Annotated in this window: 4 protein-coding genes and 1 pseudogene; 3 read left to right on the top strand and 2 right to left on the bottom strand. The window is 61.3% G+C overall.

Features of this window, described 5'->3' with window-relative positions; all coding sequences use genetic code 11:
• Together AAAB16_RS10015 and AAAB16_RS10010 are read left to right on the top strand one after the other, a co-directional pair.
• Window positions 1-152 (top strand): annotated as a pseudogene (locus AAAB16_RS10015) (putrescine ABC transporter permease PotH); the annotation flags it as partial.
• Window positions 149-1048, top strand: coding sequence for an ABC transporter permease subunit (locus AAAB16_RS10010; RefSeq protein WP_340663192.1), 900 nt, complete (start codon window positions 149-151; stop codon window positions 1046-1048). The pseudogene AAAB16_RS10015 and the gene AAAB16_RS10010, both read left to right, overlap by 4 nt.
• A gap of 196 nt (window positions 1049-1244) precedes the next feature.
• Here the strand turns inward: AAAB16_RS10010 and AAAB16_RS10005 are convergent, their stop codons facing one another.
• The gene (locus AAAB16_RS10005) at window positions 1245-3629 is read right to left on the bottom strand and encodes a penicillin acylase family protein (protein WP_340663191.1); all 2385 of its coding nucleotides are present in this window, start codon (window positions 3627-3629) and stop codon (window positions 1245-1247) included.
• 143 nt (window positions 3630-3772) lie between these two features.
• Between AAAB16_RS10005 and AAAB16_RS10000 the strand changes: the two genes are divergently transcribed.
• Window positions 3773-4801, top strand: coding sequence for an AraC family transcriptional regulator (locus tag AAAB16_RS10000; protein WP_340663190.1), 1029 nt, complete (start codon window positions 3773-3775; stop codon window positions 4799-4801).
• Here AAAB16_RS10000 and AAAB16_RS09995 read toward each other — a convergent pair.
• Window positions 4798-5379, bottom strand: a complete 582-nt coding sequence (locus tag AAAB16_RS09995; RefSeq protein ID WP_340663193.1) for a DUF6436 domain-containing protein — start codon at window positions 5377-5379, stop codon at window positions 4798-4800. The genes AAAB16_RS10000 and AAAB16_RS09995 overlap by 4 nt on opposite strands.
• Window positions 5380-5383 lie beyond the last annotated feature (4 nt).

The following is a 5383-nucleotide window of genomic DNA, read 5'->3' as shown; positions in this document are numbered from 1 at the left end:
TGATGATCGGTAAAGTGCTCTGGCAAGAGTTCTTCAACAACCGTGACTGGCCGGTGGCGTCTGCCCTGGCGGTAGTGATGCTGGGCATCCTGATCGTGCCGATTATTCTGTTCAACCGTAGCCAAGCCAAAGAACTGGAGGCCAAAGCATGAAGCGCTTCAGTTTCTCAAACGTGATGCTGGTGCTGGGTTTGTTGTTTATCTACCTGCCCATGCTGATCCTGGTGATCTACTCGTTCAACGCCTCCAAGCTGGTAACGGTGTGGGGCGGCTGGTCGGTGAAGTGGTACGTCGGCTTGCTCGACAATACCCAACTGATGAACTCGGTCGGCCGCTCGCTGGAAATCGCCTTCTACACGGCAATTTCCGCAGTGATTCTCGGCACCCTGGCCGCGTTCGTGCTTACCCGTATCACCCGCTTCAAGGGTCGCACCTTGTTTGGTGGTCTGGTCACGGCGCCGCTGGTAATGCCCGAAGTGATCACCGGTCTGTCGCTGTTGCTGCTGTTTGTGGCGATGGCGCAAACCATTGGCTGGCCACAAGAACGCGGCATCTTCACCATCTGGATCGCCCACACCACCTTCTGCGCGTCCTACGTGGCGGTGGTGGTGTCGGCGCGCCTGCGTGAGCTGGACATGTCCATCGAAGAAGCGGCCATGGACCTCGGCGCCAAGCCGTGGAAAGTGTTTATGTTGATCACCATCCCGATGATTGCCCCCTCGCTTGCGGCCGGCGGCATGATGTCCTTTGCCCTGTCGCTGGATGACTTGGTACTGGCCAGCTTTGTGTCGGGCCCGGGTTCCACCACCTTGCCGATGGAAGTGTTCTCCGCCGTGCGTCTGGGGGTGAAACCGGAAATCAACGCCGTGGCCAGCTTGATCTTGCTGGTGGTGTCGATCTTTACCTTCCTGGTGTGGTTCTTTAGCCGTAAGGCTGAGAAGCGTCGCCTCAAAGCGATTCAACAGGCTATGGATGAAACCACCGGTGCGGCTAATGTGGCTGGGCCGGATAAGCGTCGCGATCCATCGCAGCAGCACGCTCCGGCGTGATGGTGTGCAAATAGAAAAACGCCCTTCGGGGCGTTTTTCTTGCCCGATTTTTATCGGGCAGGGGATCCGCGATTCAGGTCCTCTCCCCCGTCCTCTCCCGCAAGCGGGCGAGGGCGGGGGAGAGGACCGGCCAAAATGCCATACTCGCGCCGACAAAAAAGCCCCGCATCCGCGGGGCTTCTTCATTCCAGCAACCTTACTTCGCCGGCACCAGCTTCAATGTGCCTTTGGTATTAGCCGCCACTTCACTTTCTTCAAAATGCTGCGGCACATACTCGCCGTTGATATAGGCCTGCGCCTGGTCGGCGTAGTGCTTGTCAAACGGCACGCCGCTTTGCCCAACCGGGTTGATGCCCAGGCTGTGGGCCGGGTCAGCAAAGTCGATCAAGCGGCGGGTGGACGGGCCGTAGACCACGCCCCATGGCGCCGGGCCAACCGGAGCGGTGAGGTTATTGGGCACCTCGTGGCTGCCGGGCGCGGCGAATGGGCCGACATTGAAGACGGCGTCCAACGGTTTTTGCGAACCCAATGGGTGGCCGTGGGTAAGGGTGTGCTCTTTGCCCCACGTCCAGGTTTTTGGGTCGACGCCAATGGTCGATTTCAGGTGGGCCAGGCTGGCTTGCCAGGCGGCTTTAACGGTGTCGGCGCGGGTTTCTTTGGCCGGGGTGTTGCGGTTGTCCCACCACGGTGACTCGGCATCCGCCGCCAGTAGGGGCAGTGCGATGTCGAACGAGCGGGTGGCCAGCAGGTTGGTGAAGAACGCATCGCCCAGTTCATCACGCATGGCGCTGTCGGCGAGTTGGTAGATCAACTGGTTGAACAGCGTCGCTGGCACCGAGTCCAGCGCGTAGTCGCCTTTCCAATTGCTCAGCTGTTCCAGCAGCGCCAGTTCCTGCGGGTCGCTGACCACCGTGCGCAGCACCGGTAGCAGCGGTTTGAGTACGCGGTTGCTGTAGTCGGTCACGGTGTCCAGTTGCAGCGCTTGGCTGTTTTCCAGGTTCCATTTCACCGAGCTATCAGCCAGGTGCTGGTTTAAGCGCGCGCCACGGTCGGCGAGGTTGTAGTAGCCCGGCACTTCCATGCCAGTAGGGGAGACCGGCTGGAAGTTGGCCGACACGATATAACCGCGTGCCGGGTTCTCTTCCTGTGGGTTGGCGCTAAAGGGGTAGAAGCCGTTTTTGTCCGCTTCGTGGCTGCTGCCGTCGAGGATAAACGTCGGGTTCACGCCTTGCGGGCGAATCGGCAACTGCGCCGCTGCCCACCAGCCGATATCCCCTTTGGCATTGGCCCACACCAGGTTCAGCCCCGGCGACTGAATCTTGGCCCCGGCGCTGCGCATTTTTTCCACGCTGTTGGCGCGGTTCAGCTCATAGAAGCCCTGCAACACCGGGTTCTCGGTTTCCAGAAATGCCCACCACATGGCGATTGGCGTTTTGCCGGCAGCCGCGCCCAAGGCGTCGTTGATAATCGGGCCGTGGGGCGATTGGCGCAGGGTGAGTTTGACCGGCGCGGCGTCTTTGACCTTGATCTCTTCTTCGCGGCTTTGCAGCTCTACCCACTGGCCGTTGACCCACACCTGATTGGGGTTGTCCGGGTTGACCTTTTCGGCGATCAGATCGAGGTCGTCGTTCTGGAACATGGTCAGGCTCCAGCCGAATTCCATGTTGTGCCCCAGCGAGGCGAACGGGTTAAGGGCTTGGTGGTGGCCATACAACTCAAAGCCGGGAGCCGACAATTGCGCCTCGTACCACACCGCTGGCACCGAGAAACGAATATGCGGGTCGCCGGCCAGCAGTGGTTTACCGCTCTGGGTGCGGCTGCCGGAAATGGTCCAGGCGTTGCTGCCTTCAAACTGCGGTAAGCCGGCATCGACCAGGGCGTCGTGGCTGAGGCGGGCGATGGCGTTAAGGTCTTTCCAGTCGTTGCTGGCTAGCGCGGCCTGGCCGATGGCGCCCTGCGGTTTCCAGTTGAGGTCAAAAATGTTCAGGTAGTCGGCGCCCAGTTCATCACGCACATAAGTGAGCACTGGCTCGGTACGGAAGGCGGCGGCAAAGCTGTAGGCCATATAGCCGGCGATGCTCATGGTGTCTTCAGGGGTGAAGGGCCGCGGCTTGATGCCCAGTAGGTCAAACTCGATGGGTTTCGGGTGGCTGTCTTGGAACTGGTTGACGCCATCCAGGTAGGCTTCCAGCGCTTTGAATGCGGGCGACTGGTGATCAAGTTTGGGCACGTAGGCATCGGCGTGTTCGCGAATGCGCAGGGTGCGGAACAGGCGGTCGGTGTCCACCAGCTTGGCGCCGAGCACTTCGGCCAATTCGCCACGGGCCAGACGACGCAGCATCTCCATCTGGAACAGGCGGTCCTGGGCATGCACATAACCCAGCGCGCGGTACATATCCGCCTCGTTCTGCGCCTTGATATGCGGCACGCCGCGTTCGTCGTAACGCACACTCACCGCGCCATCCAAATGGGCAAGTTGCACCTGGCCATCGCGCAGCGGCTGTTTGCTGTGGATATACCAGGTGGCGCCAGCGGCTACGGCGGCGACCACTACGGCCAGAGCGGTTAGGGTGCGTTTCATCGACGGATCCTTATTGTTATGGGCGGCTGCTACAACGAGCCGCGCGGTGGCTGCATTTTGCGCACCGTCGTTCTAAACAGGCATTGACCGTAGACCTCAAGGGTGGAAATCTCTGGTCAATTGCCGCTACCGCCGATCCTCCGATGACTAGCACTGTACTGACCCATTCACCGACCATGCGCCGCCTGCTGTACGAGGGGCTGGCCAGCCTTGGTTGGGACCCCACCGACACCTACCGCCGCGCCTATCAAGGTGTGCCGCTATTGCCGCCGTCAGTCTCCGGCCGTGAGGAGCACGACAACGCGCCGCTGTTCTGGGAAGCGCTGCAAGGCCTGACCGGCGACAGCGATATCGGCCTGCACCTGGCCGAGGTAATGAAGCCACGGCCGCTGGATGTGGTCAGTTACCTGCTACTGGCCAGCCGCGACTTACGCCAAGCCCTACAAAGCTTTGTGCGCTACCAGCACATTCTTTCCGGTGGCTTTGCCGCGCGCCTGGAAGAGCAGGGCGACAGCATGCGCCTGGTGCTGGACCTCAACTACCGTGGCTTCGGCTCGCTGCGCCAACAGATCGAGTGCCTGGCGCTGCTGCTGATCAAAATGCTGCGCAGCGTTACCGATGACGAATTCGCGATTCAGGGCGTGGACTTCCGCCACCCCGCGCCACGCCGGCAAAGCGAGCACAAACGGTTATTTGGCCTGGCGCCGCGCTTTGATCAGGCCCATGACGCCCTGGTGTTTTCCAGCAGCCTGCTGACCCGCCCATCGCGCAGCGCCAACCCGCGCTTGTTTGCCTTGCTCAGTCAGCAGGCCGAGTTGGAGTTGCAGGAGCTCGGCGAAAACCAATTGCTCAATCGTGTGCGCTATTGGCTGCAAGGCCATCTGGGGCAGGCCACTTGCAGCTTGCTTGGCTGTGCCGAGGCGCTGCACCTGAATGCTGGCGCCTTGCAGCGCGCTCTGGCGCAACACAGCAGCAGCTTTCGGGTATTGCACGAAGAAGTGCGGCGGCTGCATGCCACCCAACTATTGGAAGCGGGGCAGCCGATCAGGGAGGTGGCGCGGGCATGCGGCTTTGCTGAGCTGTCGCCGTTCTACCGCGCCTTTCGCCGCTGGCAGGGCATGACGCCGCAGGCCTATCAGCGCAAAGCGCAGGCGTTGGCAGAGCGGGCCTAATTCGCCGCCGGTTCAGCCCACTGGCAGAAGCAACCTACGGCTAATGTGTGGGTGGCATTTACGGCACGACCTTGGGCCAGCGCCTCAAGAATCGGCTCGATAAAGCTGTTGCTCGAGGTGCAGGTGGCGCCTTCGCTGTACGGGCCAAAGTAGGCGAGGTTGCCGTCTTTATCCCAAATGCCTACCGCTGGGCTGGCGGGTAAATGCTCGGCACCGGGGAATGCTGTCAGTGGTTGCAGGGCGCTTAGCGTGTCCGGCAACTGGCCTTGGCTACCGGGCTTTTGCACGGCATAAAAGGCCACGCCTTGGGGAGCAAAGTGCGCCATCAACTCGGCCAGGTGTTGTTGATTGCCGACATTGCAGGGGCAGGCCGGGTCCCAGAAATGCACCACGCGAATGGGGCCAGGCCCGGCCAATTGCGCGGGCAATTGCAGCGGGTCGCCGGAAAACAGCGCGGTGGTTTCGGCGAACGGGCGGATATAGCGCGCCTCGTACCACCAAAAGGCGGACACCATAGCGCCGAGCCAGATAACGGCAAGGAGGCTGGCGAGAACAGTTTTGCGCGAGGGTGCGGGCATGGTC

This window comes from Pseudomonas sp. (genome assembly GCF_037994325.1).
In the GTDB taxonomy this organism is placed as follows: Bacteria; Pseudomonadota; Gammaproteobacteria; order Pseudomonadales; family Pseudomonadaceae; genus Aquipseudomonas.
This window is presented reverse-complemented; position numbering and strand designations above follow the sequence as displayed.

Coding starts and splice junctions, on each gene's coding strand:
- AAAB16_RS10010 (WP_340663192.1), top strand. CDS start 149: ATGAAGCGCTTCAGTTTCTCAAACGTGATGCTGGTGCTGGGTTTGTTG.
- AAAB16_RS10005 (WP_340663191.1), bottom strand. CDS start 3,629: ATGAAACGCACCCTAACCGCTCTGGCCGTAGTGGTCGCCGCCGTAGCC.
- AAAB16_RS10000 (WP_340663190.1), top strand. CDS start 3,773: ATGACTAGCACTGTACTGACCCATTCACCGACCATGCGCCGCCTGCTG.
- AAAB16_RS09995 (WP_340663193.1), bottom strand. CDS start 5,379: ATGCCCGCACCCTCGCGCAAAACTGTTCTCGCCAGCCTCCTTGCCGTT.